Genomic DNA, 21855 nt, shown 5'->3' with positions numbered 1-21855 from the left:
TCTCGGTCGGGTCTCGGTTCGGTCACGCGCTTCTCTCCGTTCTTCCAGCCGTCCGCTCGTTTCCACGACACCGAACGCGCGTTCGCTGAGTCGCTGGTACCCGCTCGCCAGCACAGTATTGCATTAAAATAGCACTATCAAGGGAACATACCGATAGTACACAAGAAATATAACACATCGAAACGACGTATCAGACGGACGATACTGGGGGGACGAGACCATCATCACATCTGACACACGGACACGAACTGAGTACGAACCGACGCGTGTTTGGTACGACTGCGAGCGTACCGAACCGGTCTCTGAGGCGGTCGCCGCAGCCGTGGACAAACACACCCGCGGCGACGCGGACCTGCCGCCGCTCACAGACCACGTAGACACCGACGCCCTCGATACCCTGTTCGGCCGCGGTACGCCGGGCGCGCCGCGCGTCTCGGGTGCCTCGCTCGAATTCGAATACGCCGACTTCGTCGTCACCGTCGAGTCCGTCGGCCGCATCGAAGTTCGGGACGCGGGCCGGTAATCTGCCGGGTCGTTCGGCACGACGCTGTGGCGGGTCGAGCGTCGCCGGCGGGACCGCTCGCCCTCGCCGTCTCGACCCGCGCCAATCGCTCTCGAAGTCGTCTGAGATGTTCGTTCGAACGAGCCTTCTAGACGCGGTCTCAACGTTATCAGTTAAGAACTTTCTGGCAGAAATATTGCGATTTATTTGAATTACTGCCCCGGATAACGGCGAGTGAGACGCCTCCGCGTCCTCGCCGCGACGTACCTTTTTGTCTCGTGGACGCCGACAAGGGGTATGGAACTCGAATTACGCTTCTTCGCGACGTTTCGAGAGGTGGTGGGTCAGAAGTCCATCTACTGGCGGGTCGACGACGACGCGACGGTCGGAGACGTCCTCCGGTCGCTGGAAGCGGAGTACGACGGCCTCGCCGGCCGACTCATCGAGGACGGCGAGGTCAAGCCGCACGTGAACGTGCTGAAAAACGGGCGCGAGGTGGTCCACCTCGACGGGATGGTCACGGCGCTCGACGACGGGGACGCGGTGAGCGTCTTCCCGCCGGTCGCGGGGGGCTGACGTGGCGCGCCGACAGCGGGCCTTCCGCGGCATCTCGCCTCGCCTCGCGATTCAGTACCTCGAAGGGCTCGGCGGCGAGGCCGACGGCGACGGCCGCGTGGTCGGTCCCGACTGGGCCGTCGACATCGAGACCGAGGAGGTCACGATAACAAGCAGTATCCAGCTCACCGAAGTGCAACTCGCGTTCGAGGGCGACGAGGAGACGCTCGACGACCTCGTCGAGCGGTTCGCCCGCAAGGCGATGCGCGCGGGGGGATGACCGTGGGGGCCGACGGCGACCGGCGACCGGGTCGCGAACGACTCAGCGAGCGCCTCGCACCCGACGGCGACGACGGCGCGCCCCGCGGGGGTGCCATCGACGGCACGGCCATCATGCTCGCGGCCGCGAAGGCGAGCGTCCCGGCCAGCAGTCTGCCGGTGTTGCTCGACCGGGCGCAGGCGTACCTCGACGGGCGGGCGACCGAGTACGCACAGGGGTTCGAGTGCGTCCACGAGGACGACGACGCGGCGGTGTATCTCGTCCCGCTGGGCCACTGGGACACGAAGGGGCTCGACCTCGACTTTTCCCACCGTGAGGTCGACGCCGTCCGCCGGGCGCACGCCGAACACCTCCGGCGGGTCGGCGCGGACGCCGACCGCCGCGACGAGTTCGAGACGGCGCTCGAAATCCGCGAGGTCGCCGTCGTCAGTCGGGAGGGAAAAAGCCGGCAATCCGCCCGACGATAGACGGCTATTTTGGGGACGGTGCCCTGCTACCGACAGATGCCAACCGTTTCCTCCGACCTCCTCGACGGCGTCCGAGCCGCGGGGCCGCTCCAACTCGGCATCGCGCCGTTCGGCCTCGTCGCCGGCGTCGCGGCCGTCGAGCAGGGGTTGTCGGTCGCGCACGCCCTCGGGTTTTCGAGCATCGTCTTCGCGGGCGCGTCGCAGCTCGCCATGATAGAACTCCTCGGCGCGGACGCGCCGCTGGCCATCGTCGTCGGAACGGCGGTCGTCATCAACCTCCGGACGATGATGTACTCGGCCTCCATCGCGCCGTACTTCCGCGACCTGACCGCCCGGTCGAAGGCGCTCGCGTCGTACCTGCTGACCGACCAGGCGTACGCCGTCTCCATCGCCCGCTACGGCCGCGACGGCGGGACCGACCGCTTCGCGTACTACGTCGGTGCGGGCGCGTCGCTGTGGCTCGTCTGGCAGGTGACGACCGTCGCCGGCGCGCTCCTCGGCTCCGGGCTTCCGCCGGAGTGGGGCTTCGACTTCGCCGCGCCGCTGGTCTTTCTCGCCCTGCTCGTCCCCACGTTGAAAGACCGCGCCTCCGGCGCGTCGTGTCTGGTCGGCGGCCTCGTCGCCACCGTCGTCGTCGTCGCGGGCGTCCCGTTCCACCTCGATATCATCGTCGCGGCCGTCGTCGGCGTCCTCGCCGGCCTCGCGGTCGACTCGCTCGGAGGCGACGCCTGAATGCCGACCGGCTACGACTCGGCGACCGTCTGGCTCGTCATCGCCCTCGCGGGCGTCCTCACGTTCGCCATCCGCGGGTCGTTCATCTACCTGTTCGGCCGCATCGACGACGTGCCGCCGGCGGTCGAGTCGGCCTTGGAGTACGTCCCCGCGGCCGTGTTCGCGGCGCTCGTCTTCCCCGCGCTCTTGGCTCCATCCGGCGACCTCGCGGTCTCCGTCGGCAACGACAAACTCGTCGCCGGCGCGCTCGCCGCGCTCGCCGCGTGGTACACCGAGCGCGTGCTCGCCACCATCCTCGTCGGCATGGGCGCGCTCTGGGTTCTCCGGTTCGTCGTCTGAGCCGCCGTCAGCCTCGCGCCGGCCACCGAACCGGTCCTGTTGAAGTATTCAGCTACTGATTGTTTGTTGAGACCGTGCGGAATAGCGAGCGCGTGTCTATCGCACCTTCTGTATCAGTATCCTCGCTACGAGAACTATCGCTAATCCGGTTGACAGCCAGAATACGACCGATGCAGCGATTCCAAGCCCACCGGGTGATGTGGGAAATGGGGAGGGCATACGACATAATAGGATACTCAATTGATAAATACGCCCTCCGTCTGTGTCACGCCGCGCGTGTCCAATCCTAACGATTTCAACAGCGCCATCAACCCCTAAGATACTCGTTTCGCGGGCGACCACGACCGCACGTATGCCCTCCCCGTCCTTGCGCCGCTACTCGCTTTCCAGTGACGAGGGTCCCGCCCTTCTCCCGACCGGGTTCGCCGCCGGCGTCGCCGCGTTCGTCGTCGGCACGGTCGCGGTCGCCGGCTGGCTCGCCCTCGCCACCGACGGCTCGTTTTCCACGCTCGACGCCGCGACCGAGATGACCGCCGGCAAGTCCGTTCCGTCCGTGTTCGTCCCCGTCTGGACGTTCGGCGGCGCAATGGGCCTGCCCGTCCGCCTCGTCGAGACGACCGGCCCCGGTCGCGCGGTCGTCCTCCGCAACCTCGCCGATGGGCTCGACGGGCCCGCCGACCCGTGGTACTGGCTGGGCGCGCTGCCGCCCGCCTGCCTGTTTCTCGCCGGGGCCGTCACGGCGCGCCGCACGGCGTGGTCTCGACGCCCCGCCGAGGGGTTCGCCACCGGGTCGTCCGTCGCCTTCGGCTTCGCCGCCGCCGTCGCCGTCGCCGCGCTCGTCGCCCGCGTCGGCCTCGGCGACGTGCCCCCGAACGCGGACGGAGTCGTTCGAATCGGTTCGACCGGCTTTCACCCGACTGACCTCGACGGCGACTCGGTCGGCCTCCCGCTTTGGGGGGCGTTCTCCGGGCTGGTGTACGGCGTCGTCTTCGGCGGCCTCGGCGGGCTCGGCTGGGCGGTGGCGTCGCTTCGCCCGTCCCGGTAGCCGGCGTCGCTCCCCGGAAGATATTCACTGCTTTGCTCACACAGAGCCTCTATGTCCCGGCGACTCGTCGTCTCGGTCTTCGCGCTCCTCGTCGCGCTCTCGCTCGTCGGCGCGCCGGTGACGATGGCCGACTGGTCGGAGCAGGTGTCGTTCTCCGCGTCGGAAATCGACGCGTCACAGGTCCGAGACGAGACGCCCGTGCTCCGGTACGACGAACTCGACGCCGACGCACAGGACGCGGTTCGGCGGGCCATCGAGTCGCCCGACGGCTCCCACGTCGTCTACGGCGACGAGGACTGGCCGGACCGCTTTTTCTACAGCGACTACACGGCGCCCGGACAGGGGCTGTACGCCGTCGTCTACGAGGGCGACTACTACCGGCTCTACACCTTCGCCGCCGGCGGCTTCCCGGTGATTTATTGGCTGTACGAACTCCCGTTCGTCGCCTACGGCCTCGCGCTCGGACGCGTCGGGACGCGGGCGTACCGCGGGGAGGGTTCGGTTCGGTTCGCCGCGGGAGCCGCGGTCGTCGGTGCCGCGTTCCATCTCGTCGGACCGGTCTTCGACTTCCCGGTCGTCTCGCCGACGACGTTCGTCGGGCTCGGCGTCGTCGCCGCCGCGGCGCTCGTCGGGCGACACGTCTCCGCGGTTCGCAAGCGGTCGAAAAAGGCGTGATTCGAATTCGCGCGGGAGCCGATTGGACCGAACGGCGTCGGCTCGGTCGTTGCTGTCGGCTCAGTCGTCGGCGGGCGCGGGCGAGTCGCCGCGGGAGACGCCCGTGCCGGGGCCGATGTCGATGCCGAGTTCGTCGAGGCGCTCGTCGGGGACGACGCCGTCGACCCACTGGCGGCGGGCGTAGTACTCCTCTTTCATCTCGTCGAGTTCGCACAGCTGCCCCTCGGACGCGCCCTGTCCCGGAATCGCCTCGTCGCCCTCGACGAAGCGCCCCGGCAGCGAGTCGTCGGCACCGTCGAAGCCGGCGAGGTTGTTGTAGTACCGCTCTAGCGTGTAGATGCGGTCGCCGGTTTCGAGCAGTTCCTCTTCGGTCACGTCGCGGCCGGTCATGCCGTTGTACTGCAGGACGTACTCCTCGATGCCCTCCGCGAACGCGTTGAACTTGCAGATGTCGAACGAGTCCGAGATGGCGTGCATGTCCTGGAACAGCGCCACGAGTTCGCCCTTCCCGCGCCACTCGTGGGGGTCGTGTTTCTCCGGGATGCCGAGAATCTCGGCGGACGGCGTGTAGCCGCGGAGGTGACACGCGCCGCGGTTCGAGGTGGCGTAGCCGATGCCCATGCCCTTCATACAGCGCGGGTCGTACGCCGGGATGGTCTGTCCCTTGACGGCAAGCGAGTTGTCGTGGGCGTCGAAGCGCTCGGCGAGGCCGTTTGCGCCCTCCGCGAGCGCGTCCGCGAGGTCGCCGTCGCGGTTCGCGATTTCCGTGATAAGGTCGATCATGCGCTCGGTGTCGCCCCAGTCGAGCTGTTCGCTCAGCCCGTCGAGCTTGCCCTGCTCCGACATCTCCATCGCCATCGCCATCATGTTGCCCACCTCGATGGTGTCGACGCCCATGTCGTTACAGCGGTCGATCATGACGGCGATTTCGTCGCGCTCGGTGTGCCCGGAGTTCGGGCCCAGCGCGTAGGCGGACTCGTACTCGTAGGACTCGCCGCGGACGTTCATCTCCTCGCCTTTGTGCATCACCGACACCTCGACTTCCTTCTTACAGGCGACCGGGCAGGAGTGACACGTCGGCTCGTCGACGAGGATGTTCTCGCGGACGTTCTCGCCGGAGACGCGCTCGGAGTCGATGTCCGCACCTTCGGCGTCTCGCATGGCCGCGGTCGAAGTGTACTTCCCGTTTTTCGTCGGGAGGCCGTCGAGTTCTTCGCCCGCGTTCATCAGGACGTTCGTCCCGTACAGCGACAGGCCGCCCTCGTTGGGCGCGGTGACCTCGGACTCGCGGATGAGCTGCATCGCCTGCTGGTAGCCCTGTTTGAACGTGTCGGCGTCGGCGGGCTTCGGCATCCGCGTGCCGGACTTCACGACGATTGCCTTGAGGTTCTTCGAGCCCATGACCGCCCCCGTGCCGCCGCGGCCCGACGCGCGGTCGTCCTCGTTGACGATGCAGCCGTACTTGACCTCGTTTTCGCCGCCGGGGCCGATGGCCATTATCGAGAGGTTCTTGCCGAGGCTGCCTTCGACCTCGCCTTCGAGCTCTTCGATGGTCTCGTGGACGCCCTTGCCCCAGAGGTGCTCGGCGTCGTGGAGCGTCAGTTCGCCGTCTTCGACGACGGCGTAGCTCGGCCGCTCGGCCTTCCCCGTGAACAGGAGGCCGTCGAAGCCGGACCACTTGAGCCGCGCACCGCTCCAGCCGCCGTGGTGCGAGTCGGTGACGGTCCCCGTGAGCGGGGATTTCGTCACGACCGCGATGCGACCGCTCATCACGGTCTGCGTGCCGGTGAGCGGGCCGGTCATGAACGCGAGGAGGTTGTCCGGTCCAAGCGGGTCCACGTCCGGTCCCTGGTCGAAGACGTACTTCACGCCGAGGCCGCGGGCCCCGATGTACTTCTTTGCGTCCTCGTCGTCGATTCCCTCGTACGCGATGTCGCCTGACGACAGGTCCACCCGAGCGACCCTGTCGTGATAACCACCGAGTTCAGTCATTGTAATCCTCGTTGATTATATACGGTCGCTGTCGGGTTAGTGATTCCCACCTCGGCGTAACCGTTCGAGGTTACGCCGCCGCGACCCGACGCCGGACCGTCTCGGGATTGCGGCAATCCGTGCGACTCATCCCGGTTGCGGGCCGGCGGCCCGGAGCGAGACGGTTCCGGTGGCGTCGACGACGACGCTCGCGGGGCCGCGCGGCGGACAGGACCACCACGTTCCCGAGGTTGCCGCGCCGGTTTCGAGGCTCACCGAGACGACGTGCGGTCCGGAGGTCGTCACGGGGACGAGTTCGCGGACCTCGTCGGGGTCGAGCGCGAGCGTGCGGTCGAACGACTCGCCGCCCGCGGCGTCGACCCGGAGCGAGAGCCGGTGCGGTTCGTCGTCGCGGTTGGCGACCGTGAGCGTCGTGTCCGCGGGGCCGCAGCCGGTCGCCCCGCTCGACACGTCGACGTACTTCGTCGGCTGGTCGGGGACCGGCCACGCCGTCTCGACGCGTCGCTCGTCGGTCTCGACGGCGACGCGGTAGGTCCCGCTTCGGTACGTCACCGGAATCGACAGCCGCGCTCCCGCGGGGACGCGGTACGCCCGGTCGACCAGCGACGTGTCCCCGAGGTCGATGCGGAGCCGCGCGGTCGTCTCGGAACCGGCGTTCTCCACGACGACGCCGGCGGGCGCGTACCACCGGGCGGAGCCGTCGCCGACGAGCGGGAGGTCGATTCGCGGCCCGTCGTCGGGGGCCGCCGCCGCGAGCGAACACTCCCCTCGCGCGTCGCACGAGACGGTCCGCCAGAACGCCGCGCCGTCCCGACCGAGGACGACCTCCAGTCCCTCGAACGCCGCGTCGACGACCCACTCCGACCGGGCCCGCACGCCGGTGTCCGTCTCGACGAGCACCGCCGTCTCCCCGGTCGGCACCGACACCGACAGCGCGGCCCGCTCGCCGGGGAGCAGATCGCGGTTCTCGAAGAACACGTCGCGGTCGCCGCGGACGCCGACGACGGTCGTGAACACGGGGTTCGGCGTCGGGTTCCAGAGCGTCAGCGACCGCTCTACGCGCGCTTCGGGCGTCGGTGTCTCGGTCGGCGCGTCGGTCCCCTCCTCGGGGGTCGGCGTCGCCGTCTCGCCCTCGGGCGTCCCGCAGCCGGCGAGTCCGGCGACGCCGCCAGCGAGCAGCGAGAGGAGCCTGCGACGCTCCATGCGTCACCTACGGGCGCGACGCATATGAACGTCCGTCGCTGCAGTGCCGCGTTCGACTGTCGTCGCCGCGTCGCGGCTCCGACCTCCAAAACAGCTATTTCGTCGGCGGTCAGTCGTTCTCACGAATCGATGGGACTCGCCAGCTTCCTCGGCGCGATTGACACCGCGAGCCGGTCGCTCTCGGTGGTCAATCGCTCGGCTCCCGACCCCGTCCAGCGGATGCTCGAAACCACGTTCGCCGACCAGCCGGTCGACGTCGACGAACTCTCCGACGACGCGCGCGGCGACGACGTGGTCGTGCTCACCGAGCAGACGGCCGAGGGGCACGAGGTCGTCGCGACCTCGCCGCTGGAGGCGGTGATGAACTCCGTCCTCCTCGTGAACTCCGACCTCTACAAGACGGGGCAGACGAAGCTCGACGAGTTCGAACTCCCGTCGGTGCTCACCCGACTCGACGACGTGCCGTTCTCGCTCCGCGGCTACCCCGAATCCGACAAGGAGAAACTGCTGCTCGTGGCGATTTCGCGGTACATCGAGCGCCACGCGTGGCGCGCCGGTGACGGGCGGCTCCGGTCGTCGTTCCAGCGCCTCTCGCGCATCGAAGACGAACGCGGAACGCGAGCGGTCTACCAGAAAGTCGCGTCGACCGACGTGCAGACGCACGTCTACGGGATTCCCGATTGGATGCCGCCGTCAGACTCCGATCTCCTGACGCACGGCGGCTACTCCGATGATTTCTACGACTCGTGGTTCGTCGTCTACACGCCCCCGGACGACGACTCGGGCGAGGCGACCGCGGGCGAGAGCGAGGCGACTGGTGCGACCGACCGCGACGGGAGGCGTTTCGGAGACGGGGACGCGGACGCCGTGGCACCGGGGCAGCCCGTCGCCCTCCTCGCGCTGGAGACCGAGCCGAAGCGCTGGGAGGGCTACTGGACGTTCCGGCCGTCGCTCGTTTCCGACATCGACCGCTACATCTCGCGGAACATGTGACGGCGGGACAGGCCGGCGACCGTCGCCAGCCGAACCCAGACGAAGCCGCTTTACGCACCCGTCCGATACGGGTATCCAATGAGTAAGCCGAGCCCCGAGGTCTACGAACGGGGACGCGGGATGGACGCGCACAACAAGGTGATGCGCGACATCCGTTCGCAAAAGCAGAAGACCTACGACCCCCACGAGCCGACCCGGGTGTGGATTGACGAGGACAACACGCCCGACGGCGTCTACGACTCGCTGACGATTATCCTCAACACCGGCGGCTGTCGGTGGGCGCGCGCCGGCGGCTGTACGATGTGCGGCTACGTCGCCGAGTCCGTCGAGGGCGGCACCGTCGCCCACGAGGCGCTGATGGACCAGATTCGGGTCTGTCTCGACCACGAGGCCGAGGAGATGGACGACGGCGAGCAGGCAGGGCTCATCAAGATTTACACCTCCGGCTCGTTCCTCGACGAGCGCGAGGTGCCCGCCGAGACCCGCGACGCCATCGCCGAGACGTTCGCCGACCGCGACCGCGTGGTCGTCGAGTCGCTCCCGGACTTCGTCACGCGCGAGAAACTGGCCGACTTCACCGACCGCGGCCTTGACACCGACGTGGCAATCGGCCTCGAAACCGCCACCGACCGCGTCCGCCACGACTGCGTGAACAAGTACTTCGACTTCGCGGACTTCGAGGACGCCTGCGAGGAGGCCGCCGCGGCCGGCGGCGGCGTCAAGGCGTACCTCCTGATGAAGCCGCCGTTCCTCTCGGAGCCCGAGGCGCTCGACGACATGAAGTCCTCCATCCGCCGGTGTGCGGCGGTCGACAACTGCCACACCGTCTCGATGAACCCGACGAACGTCCAGCGCTACACGATGGTCGACGAACTGTTCTTCAACGGCGGCTACCGCCCGCCGTGGCTCTGGTCGGTCGCAGAGGCGCTCCGCGAGACGGTTGACGTGGACGCCATCGTCGTCTCCGACCCCGTCGGCGGCGGCCAAGAGCGCGGCGCGCACAACTGCGGCGACTGCGACGAACTCGTGTTCAAGGCGGTCAAGGACTTCAACCTCCGGCAGGACCCGAGCGTCTTCGACCAGGTGTCCTGCGACTGCGAGGCGACCTGGGAGTTCGTCCTCGACAACGAGACGAGCTACAATATGCCGCTCGTGAAGTAAGCGCGCCCAGTCGCGCGACTGAGCGCCACTGCCGACGTCTCACCTTCGCGCGGGCGTACACTCGCTGAACCCGAACCCGAACCCGAACCGCGGCGTCGCCCGTCCGCATCTCCGACCGTTCGTCCACTATCCCGCGTTGTTTTCCCTCATTCGGCCGCGTTAGGGGGTGCTATCCGAAAGTAACAGGCTCCTAACCGTCGAATAGGATATTCGTATCAAAGAGGGTGTGAGTCGTTGTCATATTCGGTGGTTCGGACGTGTCCATCCGAACCGCCCGCCATCATGACGAAACACACGTACAAGACCGTCTACTACGCGGATGGGTGGTTCGAGATTCGCGAGGAGGAGAACGCCGAGGCGTGGGTCGCCACGGACGCTCCCTGCGCTCTCGCTCCATAGCACACGGCACGCGGGCCGGAACCCTCGACACTCCAACATCGCTCATCGTGTACGCCGCTCCGTTCGCTCACCGGCCCCGTGCCGTCCGCCACCGCGGCGGACGGTCTTTTTATACTACTATCCCTCGAAGCCCGCCAGCACGCCCCGACCGTCGGTGTTGCCGAGTTGCGGGAGCGACGCCCGCTCGGGGTGCGGCATCAGCACCGCGACGGACTCACTGTCGCCGAGAACGCCCGCGACGTTGCCGAGCGACCCGTTGGGGTTCGCCTCGTCGGTGACGTTGCCCTCCGCGTCGCAGTAGCGGAACAGGATTCGGTCGTCGGCTTCGAGTTCCTCGTAGCGCTCGGCGTCGAGTTCGAAGCGACCCTCGCCGTGGGCGATGGGCAGTTCGATGACCTCGCCTTCGTCGTACGCCGCGGTCCAGCGCGTGTCGGCGTTCTCGACGCGGAGGTAGACGTGTTCGCACTGGAAGCGGGCGCTCGCGTTCGTCGTGAACGCGCCGGGGGTGAGCCCGGACTCGCAGCCGATCTGTGCGCCGTTGCAGACGCCGAGGACGGGGACGCCGTCGTCGGCCGCCTCGCGGACCGACTCCATGATGGGCGAGCGGGCGGCCATCGCGCCGCCGCGCAGGTAGTCGCCGTACGAGAAGCCGCCGGGGAGCACGATGCCCGTCGTCTCCTCGGGCAGGGGGTCTTCGTGCCAGACGCGCTCGGCCTCGAACCCGAGGTCCGACAGCGCGCGCACGGCGTCGCGGTCGCAGTTCGAGCCGCCGAACTGCACGACTGCAATCATCTCAGGCCTCGGCGACCGCGACCTCGTAGTCGTGGATGGTCGGGTTCGCCAGCAAGCGTTCTGCCATCTCGTCGGCGCGGGCCTCGGCCTCGTCGGCGTCGGCCGCGTCGAGGTCCACCTCGTAGCGTTCGGTGAAGCGCAGCGCCTCGAGTTCGAACCCGAGTCGTTCCAGCGCGCGCTTCGTCGTCTCCGCCTCCGGGTCGAGCACGCCGCGCTTGAGGCGCACCGTCACCGTCGCGGTGTAAGTGGTCATCAGGTGGCGATGCGCGGTCATGTGCAAAAACGGTTTTGGGTCGAGTTTGATATGCACAGATGTGAGTATCAACGCGCGAACCGGCGACGACGCCGCCGGCAACCGCGCTACACCGTCGCCGTTGGTCTCTGACGGGCGAGACTCCGCGGCGGTTCTCCCCCTGATTCATATTCGTTGTTATACTTACTATACAAATTATTTCTCTCAATTTTTAATATAATAATTACATACATGGTATATGATAATCATTTTTATAGTACGAGTGAGACGCCGTCTCACGTATGGCACTCGAATTCGCACAGAGTCCGCTCCTGACGTTCGTCATCGGACTTGCGTTGGTCGTGTTGCTACTGGTCGTGTTAGACCTCCCCGCGTTCGTCGGTCTGGCGATAGCCGCGTTCGCGGTCGGCCTCGTCAACGCGGCGTTCGTCCCCGACTTCGCGCTCGCGGACGCGGCGACGCGGACGGCGTCTGCCTTCGGCGACGGGATGGCCGGCATCGGGATTCCCATCCTGATGGCCGCCATCATCGGGAAGTCGATGCTCGAAAGCGGCTCCGCCCAGCGTATCGTCCGCGCTTTCCAGTCGCTCGTCGGGCGAGAAAACAGCGACATCGCGCTGTGGGGCAGCAGTACGGTGCTCGCCATCCCCGTGTTCTTCGACAGCGTCTTCTACCTCATGGCCCCGCTCGCGCGGTCGATGCGGGCCCGGATGGGCGACAACTACGCGCTCTACCTCGTCGTCGTCGGGGCCGGCGCGGCGACGGCTCACGTGTTCATCCCGCCGACGCCCGGCCCGCTCGCGGTCGCCAGCGAAATCGGGGCCGACATCGGCACCACGATGCTCATCGGCGTCACCGTCGCCGTCCCGTCGGCCACCATGGGCGGCCTCGTCTACGGCCGCTGGATTAACCGTCACGTTGATATCCCCCTCCGCGACGCGATGGGGACGACCACGGAAGAACTGCAAGAGCGCGCCCAGCGCGACGTGTCGTCCCTGCCGAGTTTCCTCGAATCCATCGCGCCCATCGTCATCGCCGTCGCGCTCGTCGGCTCGCTCACCGTCGTCAACGCCCTCGAAGGCGTGACGGTGGCCGAACCGTTCCAGCCGTTCGTCTCGTTCATCGTGGACAACCGGCCGTTCGTCGCGTTCATCGGCGACAAGAACGTCGCGCTGACCGTCGCCGCGCTCGCCGCGGCCTACACGTACTACCGCTGGTCCGACCTCTCGCGGTCCGACTGGGAAGACGAACTCACCGAGGCGCTCAAAAGCGGCGGTAACATCGCGGCAATCACCGCCATGGGCGGCGCGTTCGGCGCGCTCCTCGCGGCCTCCGGAATCGGCTCGTACCTCGCTAACGGGCTCGAAGGCTTCGGCATCCCGATGCTCGTGACCGCGTGGCTCATCGCCGCTATCGTCCGCATCGCGCAGGGTTCCGCGACCGCGGCGATGCTCACGGCCGCCGGCATCATGGCCCCGCTCACCGGCCAGCTTCCGGTCCACACCGCGTATCTGGTGATGGTCATCGGCGCGGGCGGCAACATCTGCTCGTGGTACAACGACTCCGGCTTCTGGCTCGTCAAGGAAATCGGCGGGCTCACCCAGGCGGAGACGCTGAAGACGTGGACCGCGCTGACGACGATTATCTCCGTGACCGGACTCGTCGTCGTCCTCATCGTCTCGTCGGTGCTGCCGCTGGCGTAGGCGACAACGCGCGCACGCCGGCATTTCCTTTTGACGGGTGATTCACGGTCGTTCCCGAGGGATTCGCTTGCGGAGAACGACAGCGGTTTACCGTTCGCCGACGCAGGACGGGTATGTTCAGCTTCGAACAGCTGGAGGTGACGGTATGACTCGCGAACTCACCGAAATCACGGTCATCGGAGGAGACAAGACCGGACTCATCGCGAACGTGACCACCCTGCTGTTCGAGCGCGGAATCAACGTCGAGGACTTGGACCAGGCGGTCCGCGAGGGAATCTTCCGGATGACCCTCCACGCCGACACCGCGGAGATGACCTGCTCCCGCGACGAACTCCGAGCGGCGCTGTCCGACCTCGGGGACGACCTCGGCGTCGACGTGCAGGTCCGGTTCCCCTCGGACCGCGAGACCCGCGAAATCGCCGTCCTCGTCACGAAGGAGTCCCACTGCCTCGAAGCGCTGTTCGAGGCGTGGGCCAACGACGACCTCGGCGCGGAAATCTCGGTCGTCATCGGCAACCACGACACGCTCGAACCGCTGGCGAGCCACTACGACGTGCCATTCCACGACATCGGCGACGAGAAAGGGACCGCCAACGAAGAGCGCCTGCTCGACCTCCTCGAACAGTACGACGTGGACCTCATCGTCCTCGCGCGCTACATGCGCATCCTCGGCCCGAACGTCGTCTTCCGCTACGAGGACCGCATCATCAACATCCACCCGTCGCTGCTCCCGGCGTTCCCCGGCGCGGCGGCCTACCGGCAGGCGAAAGAGGAGGGCGTCCGCATCGCCGGCGTCACCGCCCACTACGTGACGACCGACCTCGACCAAGGGCCAATCATCGCCCAGCGCGCCTTCGACGTGCCGGACGACGCCTCCATCGACGAAATCAAAGAGCGCGGCCAGCCGCTGGAGGCCGACGCGCTCCTCGAAGCCGTGAAGCTCCACCTCAACAACGACGTGTCGGTCCACCGCGGGCGCACCAGCCTCCGCGAGAGCGCCGACCCCGAGCGCTACCAGCTCGGCCTCACCCGCGAGGCGCAGGCGTCGAACCCCGACCGCCCGGTCGACGGCATCATCGACGCCCTCGGGGAGCGCGAGGCGCTCGCGCCCGAACCGTCCGAGGACTGAGGCGACTGCGGCAGCGACGGCGGGGGGACCCCCGCCAGACACCAGCCCTATTTTGCCGCCGACACGACTCGGAGGCGTGCCCGTCTCTCCCCGCTACCGCGTCGCGCTCGGCTGTTACGCGCTGTGGCTCGTGGCGACCGTCCTCCTCGCCGCGCACGAACTCGGAGTTATCCCGCTCTTTCCCGGCGTCGAACCGGGCGTCGTGACCGGCGCGACGGTGTTTTTCGCGCTCGGCGTCGTCCGACTCCTGCGCCGCGGCTCGCGGTTCCTCGTCGGCGACGACGCGGCGTGAGAAGGGGACAGACGAAAAGCGGAGTCGCTCGGGCCGCCGATTACAGGTCGCGGACGCGCGCCACGGCGTCCTCGATGGTCGGGGCGTCGAACCAGTCGTGGTCGACGTAGGCGTTGGTGCCGGCGCAGTAGAGGTCCGACAGCGCCTCGACGATGTCGGCGGGCAGGCGGTCGGGTTCGACCGCGCAGTGCTCGCGCCAGTTCGGCTCACCCGTCTCGATGGCCTCGGCCTTCGCGTCTTTCACGGCCGCGACCCACTCGGGTTGGACGCGCTTGTAGTACTGCCGGACGACCTCCTTCGAGACCTGCTGGCCGCCGTAGGAAAACCGGTTTTCGTCGAACGTGCCGACCACGTCGCCGACTTTGACGGTGCCGTCGTGGTAGAGACACTCGATTTTGCCGTCCTCGTGGTCGAAGCCGGCTTCGTCGGCGCGCTCGGTCAGCACGTGGTTCACGGCGAGCGCCAACTCTTCGAGGCGGTCGAGGTCGACTTTCCCGGCGATGTCGTCGGCCTCCGCGCGGGAGAGATAGCGGTCCTGTTCTTCGTACTTCGTGGAGAACTCCACGACCGGCTCGGGGAGCGAGACGGCCTCGTCGGGCCACTCGTCCATTTCGAGGCCGTAGTCGGCGGGCTCGCCGCGCCGCCGGAGGCTCGACCCCACCGGGACGGTGTTGCGGAAGACGATTTCCAGCGGGATGAGGTAGTTGTCGCCGGCGGCCTCGTGGTAGGCGTCGTAGTCGTACGCGCCGCCGGCGTGCGGGAGGTCGGGCACCTGCGTGAGTTCGATGGCCATCTCCGTCGGCGGCGACTCGCACTCGCCGAGTTCCTTCACCTCGCCGTCTTCGACCACGCCGAGGTAGTGGGTCGGGACGTGGTTCACGTCGAGCAGTTCGAAGTTGTACGCGCCCATGAGACAGAGACTCGCGCCCTTGTTCGGGACGTGGTCGGGCATCTCGCCCCAGTCGAACACGGAGTAGCGGTCCGAGAAGACGAAGCGGCCCCGCCCGAGGTCGGTCGCCGTCGGCTCCTCCTCGACGCGGAAGTCCTTCACGCTGGTCATGGTCGTCCTCTGGGCTCATCCCACTAAGAAGCTTCCACTTCCGTGCGCATCTCGGTCGGATACGAGACCAATCTATGCACGAATGCGCTCACCGGGCGAATCGTATCGCTTTTTCGCGGCTGGCCCGTCCGTTGGGCTATGGACGCTGCCCTCGAATCAGACGCCGCGTGGGTCGCCCGCCGACTCCGCGAGGCCGACACCGCAGTCGCCTTCACCGGCGCGGGGATGAGCACGGCCTCGGGCATCCCCGACTTCCGCGGCGACGACGGTATCTGGGAGACCGAGTTCGACCCGGCGTCGTTCCACCGCGACCGCTTCGTCAACGACCCCGCCGGCTTCTGGCGCGACCGCGTCCACTTACAGGAGCGCATGTTCCCCGACGGCGTCGAGCCGAACCCCGGCCACGAGGCGCTTTCGGCCCTCGAATCGCGGGGCATCCTCGACGCGGTCGTGACGCAGAACACCGACGGCCTCCACCGCGAGGCCGGCTCCGACCGCGTCGTCGAACTCCACGGGAACGCCGCCGAAGTCGTCTGCGAGGACTGCGGCGCGCGAACCGACGCGGCCCCCGCGTTCGAGACGGTCCGCGCCGGCGACGCGCCGCCGACGTGCGACGACTGCGGCGGCCTGCTCAAGCCCGGCGTCGTCCTGTTCGGCGAGCGCCTCCCCCGCGTCGCTTACAGCGAGGCGAACCGCCTCGCCGGCGACGCCGACGTGTTCCTGTCGCTCGGCTCGTCGCTGACGGTTCACCCCGCGGCGGGTCTCGCCGGCCGGGCCGCCGAGGTCGGCTCGCTCGTCGTCGTCAACTTCGACGCGACGCAGTACGACGACCGCGCCGACCGGGTCGTCCGCGGCGACCTCGCGGCGTTCCTCCCCGAAGTCGAAAAACGAATCTGAGCGCGACCGGCTCCGCCCGCTCGCCCGGGTTCTCGGCGTCGACCGCCTCGGACGCCTCGGGCGACGACGCGTCGGTGTCGTCGGACATCGGGCTTCCTGTTCTCCTCGCTCGCGGCAGATTCCCGGCGGCCAACTGTCACGAACTGCCGGTCGCACTCACCAATCAATTGATGCTCTCTCCCAAGCATGTCGATGCATGACTCGGTCACCCTCGCCGGGTTCGTCGGCGGGGACGGCACCGTCCGTTCTCTTCGTCGCTCCCGACCGCACCCGGGCGGACGCCGTCGCGGCCGCGCTCGACCGCCACGACGTGTCCGTCACCGTCGAGTTCGACCTCGGGACGGCCCTCGGACGCGTCGCCGACCGGACGGTCGACTGCCTTTTGATTCCCGGTCAGTTCGGCCGACACACCGCCGCCGACGTGGTCGCGCTGGTCCGCGAGCGCCATCCCGACGTGCCGGTCGTCCTGCTCGGTTCCGGCGGGAGCGACGACGGGAGCGACGGTGACGCACTCGCGGACGACCCCGCCGCCCACCGCGTTGCTGGCGACATCGAATCCCTCTCCTACGACCGCCTCGCCGACCGGGTTCGGGCGGCGGTCGCCCGCTATCGGAGTTCGGAGGCCCAGCGCACCGAACGCGACATCGTCTCCCGGCTCGAACGCCGCATTCAGCGCACCGAGCGGAAGATAACCTCGCTCCACGGCGTCGCCATGCGACTCGCGTCGGTCTCCGACGCCGACGACATCTACGCGGAGACCGTCGAGGCGGCGGAGCGCATCCTCAACCTCGACATCTGTTTCGCCTTCGCGGCCGAGGCGACCCGGTTCGTCCCGCGGGCGCAGTCGTCGACGCCGACCGACCGCAAACTCCGGCCGGTCCCGAAAGACGCGGGCGCGATGGGCGAGACGTTCCGCACCGGCGAGTCCCACCGCGCGGTCGACATGGAGCTCCACGCGTTCGGCCGCCCCGAGTTCGGTGACTACCGCTCCGGCCTCAGCGTCGCTATCGGTTCGTTCGGCGTGTTTCAGGCGGTTTCCGAGCAGACCGGCGCGTTCGACGAAATCGACCTCGAACTCGCAGAACTCCTCGTCGCCCACACGAACGCGGCGCTCCAGCGGCTCAGTTTCGAGCGCCGGCTTCGGGTCGAACGCGACCAGTACGCCGCCCTGTTCGAGAACAGCGCCGACTGCATCATCGACTCGGAGTTCGTCGACGGCGAGTCCGTCATCCGCGCGGTCAACCCGGCGTTCGAGGCGACGTTCGGCTACGACGAATCCGAGGTCGTCGGCCGCGCCATCGACGACGTGGTCGCGCCGGACGACCGTCTCGACGAGGCCGCGAAGCTCACCGAGATGGTCCGCGCCGGCGACTTCGTCCAGACGGAGGTTCGCAGACAGACCGCAAACGGCGAGCGGGACTTCCTCCTGCGGTCGGTTCCGGTCGGCGAGAACACCATCTACGCGGTCTACACGGACATCACGGCGCGCCGGGACATCGAACGCGAGATGGAAGCCCAGAACCGCCGGCTCGACGAGTTCACGAGCGTCGTCTCGCACGACCTCCGCAACCCGCTTTCGGTCGCCACGGGCCACCTCGACCTCGCCCGCGAGGAAATCGACAACGACCACCTCGCGGCGGTGGCGCGGGCCCACGACCGGATGACCGCGCTGACGGAGGAACTGCTCGTGCTCGCGCGACAGGGCACCGACGCGTTCGCCACGACGCCGGTCTCCCTCTCGGAGACCGCAGAGCGGTGCTGGGACCACGTCGAAACCGGGGACGCGGCGCTCGTCGTCGCGTCCGACCGGACCGTCGTCGCCGACGCGGGCCGGCTCCACCAACTGTTCGAGAACCTGATGCGGAATGCTGTCGAACACGGCTCACCGGATGAATCCGGGTCTGCCGACGGCGGGCAGGACCGCGTCACCGTCACCGTCGGCGCGCTCGACGACGGTTTCTACGTCGAAGACGACGGCGCGGGCATCCCCCCTGAACTCCGGTCGCGCATCTTCGACACCGGCTTTTCGACCGGCACCGCGGGCATCGGCTTCGGGCTGACAATCGTCTCGAACGTCGTCGACGCGCACGGCTGGACGGTCTCGGTGGGGGAAAGCGCCGCGGGCGGCGCTCGCTTCGAGTTCACCGGCGTCGGTGCCGGTGGCTGAGTGGCGGGCCGAAGCGACCCGGACTCAGGCGAACTCCTCGTGGAGGTACGCGCCGAGGTAGCCGCCGAGCGCGCCGAGGCCGACGGTGTAGACGAGCAGCGCGAGGAGGCCGAACAGCGCGACGATGACGATGCCGAGGATGCCGAGGCCGAAGCCCAACTCGAACGGGGTGACGCCGACGGCGAAGATGCTGAAGAACCCGAGGACGACGACGCCGAGGACCGTCCCGACGAGGCTCACGAACAGCCCCGAGACCGCGCCGGATTTCACGCCCAGTTCGCGGTCGCTTCCGGTCAGGTAGCCGGCGAGCGCCCCGCCGAGGACGGTTGACCCCGGAAGCGGCGAGAGGACGACGCTGGCGACCGCGCCGACGAGGGCCGAAAACAGCAGGCTCTCTCCTTCGTCGTCGAGAGCCGACTCGGTCGTCGAAGTCGGGGAGTGTTCCATGTGCGACCCAACACGGCGGGAGGGCCTAACGCTTTCTCCGCGGCGTCCCGCGGCGTCCCGCGGTATCCCGCGGCCGGAGTTCCGGTACCGCCCCGTTTTTACGACCGTGGCGCGTTGCCAACGAGCATGTCTGGTGCCGCCCACGACTTCGGGTTCGAACACGTCCCGGAGACAGACCAGTCGTTCGAGAACGCCTTAGCGAAGGCGCGAGCGGGCGAGCGCCTCACGGTCGACGACGGCGTCGAACTCATCACGACGGGGACCGACCGCGAGGGAATCGACCCCGAACGCAAGGAACTCGTGCTCGAAGCCGCCGACCGGCGGCGCGCCGAAATGGTCGGAAACGACGTGACGTTCGTCGCCAACCTCAACAACAACGTGACGACGGCCTGCAACACGGGGTGTCTGTTCTGTAACTTCAAGAACACCGCCCACCTGTTCGAGGCCGACTCCGACGCCGACCACGGCGGCTTTACGAAGACGCCCGCCGAGTCCCGCGACATCGTCGCCGACGCGGTCGAGATGGGCATCTACGAGGTCACGTCCGTCTCCGGCCTCCACCCCGCGCTCGTGCTCGACGAGGAACACCGCGAGATTCTCGAATCCTACGACAACCCCGCCGCCGAGGTGAACTACAAGCCGCCCGAAGTGTACGACACCGACCCCGCGAGCTACGCCGAACAGCTCTCTGCTATGTCGGCCGCCGGCGCGCACGTCCACTCGATGACGCCGGAAGAGGCCCATCACGCCAAGCGCGGCACCGACTGGAGCTACGAGGAGGTCTACCGCCGCCTCGCCGACGCCGGCCTCGCCAGCGCGCCCGGCACCGCCGCGGAGATTCTCGTCCCCGAGGTGCGCGAGGTCATCTGCCCGGGGAAAATCGGCACCGACGAGTGGGTCGCCGGGATGGAGGGCGCGATGGAAGCCGGCCTCGACGTGACGGCGACCATCATGTACGGCCACGTCGAGACCGAGACACACCGCGTGCTCCACCTCGACGTGATTCGCGACCTTCAGGACCGCTACGGCGGCATCACCGAGTTCGTCCCGCTGTCGTTCATCCACCAGAACACGCCGCTGTACGACCGCGGCCTCGTGACCGGCGGCGCGTCCGACGACGAGGACGAACTGATGGTCGCCGTCGCGCGGCTCTACCTCGACAACGTCGACCACATCCAGTCGTCGTGGGTGAAGTTCGGGAACGCGAAGGCGCTGAAGCTCCTCAACTGCGGCGCGGACGACCTCATGGGCACGATTCTCTCCGAGGAGATAACGAAGCGCGCCGGCGGCGGCTTCGGCGAGTTCCGCTCGTTCGACGACTACGTCGACATGATAACCGCCATCGGCCGCCGGCCGGTCGAGCGCTCGACCGACTACCGGACCCGCCGGCCAATCGACCCCGACGACGGCCCGCACGGCCCGACGCTCGGCCCGCGCGCCGACGGGTCGCCCCTGCTCGACGGCCGCCGCGACCCGGCGACCGCAGACGACTGAGATGATGGCGACCACCCACGCGGCCGTGGGGCTGACCCTCGCCGCGCCGCTCGCGTGGGTCGCTCCCGAACTCGCCACAGCGGCGGCCGTCGGCGCGCTCGTCGGCGGCGTCTTCCCCGACGTGGACCTGTTCGTCGGCGTCCACCGCAGGACGCTGCACTTCCCCGTCTATTACAGCGTCGCCGCCGCGGTCTTCGGAGGCGGCGCCGCCGTCTCGCCCTCGGCGCTCACCGTCGGCGTCGCCTTCTTCTGCCTCTCGGCGGGGCTCCACTCCGCGTCCGACTGGCTCGGCGCGGGCGACGAACTCCGACCGTGGGACCGCACCTCCGACCGCGCGGTGTACGTCCATCCCGCGAAGCGGTGGCTCCGCCCCCGCTATCTCGTCCGCTACGACGGCGCGCCCGAAGACCTCGCGTTGACGCTCCTGTTTTCGGTCCCCGGCTTTCTCGCCTTTTCGGGCGGCGTCCGCGTCGCCGTCGCGGTCGGCGTGGCCATCGCGCTGTTCTACACGGGCTTTAGAAAGCGGATGCCCGAGTGGTTCGGCATCTGAGGTGGTGACCGCGCTCGCGAGCGCTCGTTCCGACCACGAAACTCATACGTCTCGGTCGCCGAGTAGGCGAAGCGATGACGACTCGACGACGCCGACCGGCCTTGGGAGTGGTCGCCCCGTGATGGCCCCGACGCACGTGGCGATGAGCCTCGCGCTCGCCGCCGCCGTCGCGGTCGTCGCTCCCGCGGCCGCGCCGCCCGTCGTCGCGGCGGCGCTCGCCGGCGGCGTCTTCCCCGACCTCGACATGGTCGTCGGCGTCCACCGTAGGACGCTCCATCAGGTCGAAGTGTTCGTCGTCGGCTCGGTCGGGTTCGGCGCGCTCGCGATCGTCACCGGCGACCCGCTGGCCGCGGCCGCGGCGACCGGGTTCGTCGCGGCGGCGCTCCACTGCGCGGCCGACTACCTCGGCGGCAGTAGCGAGGCTCGCCCGTGGGAGGCGCGGACCGACCGCGGCGTCTACGTCCGCAGCCTCGGTGGCTGGGTCGAACCGCGCCGCCTCGCCGCCTACGACGGCTCTCCCGGCGACCTCGCGCTCGCCGCGGCGCTCTCGGTGCCGGGTCTCCTGACGCTCGGCGGCGGCTCGCGAGGGGTTCTCCTCGCGAGCCTCGCCGTCGGCGTCATCTACACACTCGTCAGAAAACGCGTGCCACAGCTCTCGGGGCGCGCGCCCGCCGTGACCGCCGCGGTCGTCGCGCTCTACTCAGTTCTCGCTCGTCGTCGGTAGCAGA

Annotated in this window: 24 protein-coding genes; 18 read left to right on the top strand and 6 right to left on the bottom strand. The window is 68.3% G+C overall.

Translation table 11 applies throughout. From position 1 onward, the window contains the following. Positions 1-169: 169 nt before the first annotated feature. From ddfA to ACSR87_RS04770, 8 genes are all read left to right on the top strand, one after another. A complete protein-coding gene (gene ddfA, locus ACSR87_RS04805; protein WP_498531031.1) occupies positions 170-523 on the top strand; it encodes a DdfA family disk-determining factor in 354 nt (117 codons plus the stop codon). Positions 524-799: 276 nt separating this feature from the next. Beyond that, on the top strand, positions 800-1078 hold the full coding sequence (samp3, locus tag ACSR87_RS04800; RefSeq protein ID WP_006601267.1) for a ubiquitin-like modifier protein SAMP3: 279 nt from the start codon (positions 800-802) through the stop codon (positions 1076-1078). 1 nt (position 1079) lies between these two features. Beyond that, positions 1080-1337 carry a MoaD-like domain-containing protein gene (locus ACSR87_RS04795; protein WP_004042070.1) on the top strand — a complete coding sequence of 86 codons (258 nt, stop codon included), beginning with the start codon at positions 1080-1082 and terminating at the stop codon, positions 1335-1337. Further along, the gene (locus tag ACSR87_RS04790; protein WP_498529705.1) at positions 1334-1804 is read left to right on the top strand and encodes a DUF8048 family protein; all 471 of its coding nucleotides are present in this window, start codon (positions 1334-1336) and stop codon (positions 1802-1804) included. Before ACSR87_RS04795 ends, ACSR87_RS04790 begins: the two co-directional genes overlap by 4 nt. A 36-nt stretch (positions 1805-1840) precedes the next feature. Continuing rightward, the gene (locus ACSR87_RS04785) at positions 1841-2536 is read left to right on the top strand and encodes an AzlC family ABC transporter permease (protein ID WP_498529704.1); all 696 of its coding nucleotides are present in this window, start codon (positions 1841-1843) and stop codon (positions 2534-2536) included. Continuing rightward, positions 2537-2875, top strand: a complete 339-nt coding sequence (locus ACSR87_RS04780) for an AzlD domain-containing protein (protein ID WP_004042073.1) — start codon at positions 2537-2539, stop codon at positions 2873-2875. A 352-nt stretch (positions 2876-3227) separates the two neighbouring features. Continuing rightward, positions 3228-3920, top strand: a complete 693-nt coding sequence (locus ACSR87_RS04775; RefSeq protein ID WP_498529703.1) for a DUF7978 family protein — start codon at positions 3228-3230, stop codon at positions 3918-3920. A 51-nt stretch (positions 3921-3971) separates the two neighbouring features. Beyond that, the gene (locus tag ACSR87_RS04770) at positions 3972-4595 is read left to right on the top strand and encodes a DUF7979 domain-containing protein (RefSeq protein WP_498529702.1); all 624 of its coding nucleotides are present in this window, start codon (positions 3972-3974) and stop codon (positions 4593-4595) included. A 60-nt stretch (positions 4596-4655) separates the two neighbouring features. On the opposite strand, the gene ACSR87_RS04765 is transcribed toward ACSR87_RS04770, so the two are convergent. After that, entirely contained in the window at positions 4656-6587 is a 1932-nt protein-coding gene (locus ACSR87_RS04765; RefSeq protein ID WP_498529701.1) for an aldehyde ferredoxin oxidoreductase family protein, read from the bottom strand. Positions 6588-6713: 126 nt separating this feature from the next. Then, a complete protein-coding gene (locus tag ACSR87_RS04760) occupies positions 6714-7790 on the bottom strand; it encodes an Ig-like domain-containing protein (RefSeq protein WP_498529700.1) in 1077 nt (358 codons plus the stop codon). 129 nt (positions 7791-7919) lie between these two features. Here ACSR87_RS04760 and ACSR87_RS04755 point away from each other — a divergent pair, with 129 nt between their 5' ends. Continuing rightward, entirely contained in the window at positions 7920-8783 is an 864-nt protein-coding gene (locus tag ACSR87_RS04755; RefSeq protein ID WP_498529699.1) for a DICT sensory domain-containing protein, read from the top strand. Between the two features lie 78 nt (positions 8784-8861). Next, positions 8862-9944 carry an archaeosine biosynthesis radical SAM protein RaSEA gene (locus tag ACSR87_RS04750; RefSeq protein WP_498529698.1) on the top strand — a complete coding sequence of 361 codons (1083 nt, stop codon included), beginning with the start codon at positions 8862-8864 and terminating at the stop codon, positions 9942-9944. A 516-nt stretch (positions 9945-10460) separates the two neighbouring features. On the opposite strand, the gene purQ is transcribed toward ACSR87_RS04750, so the two are convergent. Then, positions 10461-11135, bottom strand: a complete 675-nt coding sequence (gene purQ / locus ACSR87_RS04745) for a phosphoribosylformylglycinamidine synthase I (protein WP_004042080.1) — start codon at positions 11133-11135, stop codon at positions 10461-10463. A gap of 1 nt (position 11136) precedes the next feature. Then, entirely contained in the window at positions 11137-11388 is a 252-nt protein-coding gene (gene purS, locus ACSR87_RS04740) for a phosphoribosylformylglycinamidine synthase subunit PurS (RefSeq protein ID WP_004042081.1), read from the bottom strand. Between the two features lie 281 nt (positions 11389-11669). On the opposite strand from purS, the gene ACSR87_RS04735 reads away from it, so the two are divergent. From ACSR87_RS04735 to ACSR87_RS04725, 3 genes are all read left to right on the top strand, one after another. Continuing rightward, positions 11670-13091, top strand: a complete 1422-nt coding sequence (locus ACSR87_RS04735; RefSeq protein ID WP_498529697.1) for a GntP family permease — start codon at positions 11670-11672, stop codon at positions 13089-13091. A 145-nt stretch (positions 13092-13236) separates the two neighbouring features. Continuing rightward, positions 13237-14220: a formyltetrahydrofolate deformylase gene (locus ACSR87_RS04730; RefSeq protein WP_498529696.1), complete on the top strand. Its 984-nt coding sequence runs from the start codon at positions 13237-13239 to the stop codon at positions 14218-14220. Positions 14221-14296: 76 nt separating this feature from the next. Next, a complete protein-coding gene (locus ACSR87_RS04725) occupies positions 14297-14512 on the top strand; it encodes a hypothetical protein (RefSeq protein WP_498529695.1) in 216 nt (71 codons plus the stop codon). Positions 14513-14552: 40 nt separating this feature from the next. Here ACSR87_RS04725 and ACSR87_RS04720 read toward each other — a convergent pair whose 3' ends face one another. Continuing rightward, positions 14553-15572 (bottom strand): phosphoribosylaminoimidazolesuccinocarboxamide synthase, encoded by a 1020-nt coding sequence (locus ACSR87_RS04720; RefSeq protein ID WP_498529694.1) that lies wholly within the window; start codon positions 15570-15572, stop codon positions 14553-14555. A gap of 138 nt (positions 15573-15710) precedes the next feature. Here ACSR87_RS04720 and ACSR87_RS04715 point away from each other — a divergent pair, with 138 nt between their 5' ends. Together ACSR87_RS04715 and ACSR87_RS04710 are read left to right on the top strand one after the other, a co-directional pair. Next, positions 15711-16469: an NAD-dependent protein deacylase gene (locus ACSR87_RS04715; RefSeq protein WP_498529693.1), complete on the top strand. Its 759-nt coding sequence runs from the start codon at positions 15711-15713 to the stop codon at positions 16467-16469. A 196-nt stretch (positions 16470-16665) separates the two neighbouring features. Beyond that, positions 16666-18636: a GAF domain-containing sensor histidine kinase gene (locus ACSR87_RS04710; RefSeq protein ID WP_498529692.1), complete on the top strand. Its 1971-nt coding sequence runs from the start codon at positions 16666-16668 to the stop codon at positions 18634-18636. Between the two features lie 24 nt (positions 18637-18660). On the opposite strand, the gene ACSR87_RS04705 is transcribed toward ACSR87_RS04710, so the two are convergent. Beyond that, positions 18661-19083 (bottom strand): DUF5518 domain-containing protein, encoded by a 423-nt coding sequence (locus ACSR87_RS04705; protein WP_498529691.1) that lies wholly within the window; start codon positions 19081-19083, stop codon positions 18661-18663. A gap of 126 nt (positions 19084-19209) precedes the next feature. Between ACSR87_RS04705 and cofH the strand changes: the two genes are divergently transcribed. From cofH to ACSR87_RS04690, 3 genes are all read left to right on the top strand, one after another. After that, on the top strand, positions 19210-20577 hold the full coding sequence (gene cofH / locus ACSR87_RS04700; RefSeq protein ID WP_498529690.1) for a 7,8-didemethyl-8-hydroxy-5-deazariboflavin synthase subunit CofH: 1368 nt from the start codon (positions 19210-19212) through the stop codon (positions 20575-20577). A 1-nt stretch (position 20578) separates the two neighbouring features. Then, the gene (locus ACSR87_RS04695; protein ID WP_498529689.1) at positions 20579-21127 is read left to right on the top strand and encodes a metal-dependent hydrolase; all 549 of its coding nucleotides are present in this window, start codon (positions 20579-20581) and stop codon (positions 21125-21127) included. A gap of 121 nt (positions 21128-21248) precedes the next feature. Then, on the top strand, positions 21249-21851 hold the full coding sequence (locus ACSR87_RS04690) for a hypothetical protein (RefSeq protein WP_498529688.1): 603 nt from the start codon (positions 21249-21251) through the stop codon (positions 21849-21851). Positions 21852-21855 lie beyond the last annotated feature (4 nt).

Source organism: Haloferax sp. SDI50 (genome assembly GCF_059802635.1).
This window is presented reverse-complemented; position numbering and strand designations above follow the sequence as displayed.